1 protein-coding gene is annotated in these 1,177 nt (G+C 58.7%); it reads left to right on the top strand.

Annotated elements, in window-relative coordinates; all coding sequences use genetic code 11:
• The first annotated feature begins 58 nt into the window (after positions 1–58).
• A complete protein-coding gene (locus tag QQS14_RS16380) occupies positions 59–406 on the top strand; it encodes a helix-turn-helix domain-containing protein (protein WP_285908092.1) in 348 nt (115 codons plus the stop codon).
• Positions 407–1,177: the final 771 nt, after the last annotated feature.

Genomic DNA, 1,177 nt, shown 5'->3' with positions numbered 1-1,177 from the left:
TTGATTGCCTCAACTTTGAGACATTGTCAAGTCTCGAAGTTGAGATTGAGAGATTGTTATGCCTGAAGACACGCTAGGCCAGCGAATTGCCATGATCCGAGGGCAAATGACCCAGGGCGACTTTGCGAAAAAAGTGGGCATCGGGCGAGCCACATTGATCCGCTATGAGCGGGGAGACAACGAGCCCTCGGCCTCGTTCCTCCAGCAGCTGATCAAAGATTTCGGCGTTGACCCGCAGTGGCTTTTGATGGGGGATGAGTCGCCCAAGCCGGAACTCACCTCTATGGAAGCGGCCCTGCTGGACAACTACCGGCACTGCCCGGAGTCGGCGCAAAGAAACCTTGAGCAGACGAGCGCTTTGCTGGCGCAACGCGGCGGATGCAAGGAATTGAAGGACGCGGGGTAAGCGGGCAGTTAATACCAACGACCCTTAAAAGGGGAAGGAGGCGAGTGGGTTGATCCAGAAAATCACGCCGACCACGTCGGTTTCAAAGAGGGACAAGTCTTGGCTGGCCTTTGTTGTCTGGCTTCTGGGCCTGGGAGTGCTCGCTAATATTCCTGGGTGGCCTCCGTTGGGGACTCTACTCTGGACGGTCGTCGTCATCTGTGCCCATTGGTATTGGGGCCGCCGTGGTGCGGCAAGCAGTGCGGACGAAGGTCGCACCGCCCCGGCAATCGGGGAATCGTGGTCCACGAAGAACTGTCCTGAATGTTATGAACATATTCCTTCGGACGCTGAGCGGTGCGACCACTGCGGGAAAAAACAAAAGGCAAACGACTCCACCTGCTCCGGTGGTGTGGAGACGGCAGCGAAAGCCAAGTCCTATTTTGCCCAAGAGCGCCGAAACGCCAAGAAGGTTGGCAGTCCGGGATACATCTGGCGCACTGGTAGGGATGGTGCCGTATGCGAGCGATGCGCGGCCAACGAGGGCCGCACCTTTTCATGGGATACGGAGCCACCGGGTGGCCACGCGGGGGCAAAGGCCCGTTGCCGTTGTTACCCGGAAACCATCATCCCGAGTTGATACTCTAAAGGAAACGCCACTAGCCACCTCCAAGGCCGCCCCCTCCGGGCGGCCTTTTCGTTTCCCCATCCATCCCGTCTTTAACGCGCGCTAAAGGACACCCCTGCATGCCCGACCTATGGTCGGGCTCACACGGTGCGGGCGGGCGGTTT

Origin of the sequence: Pseudodesulfovibrio pelocollis (genome assembly GCF_030282845.1) — a bacterium.
In the GTDB taxonomy this organism is placed as follows: Bacteria; Desulfobacterota; Desulfovibrionia; order Desulfovibrionales; family Desulfovibrionaceae; genus Pseudodesulfovibrio; species Pseudodesulfovibrio pelocollis.
The sequence above is the reverse complement of the archived record's forward strand: the minus strand, read 5'-3'. Positions and strand labels throughout refer to the sequence as shown.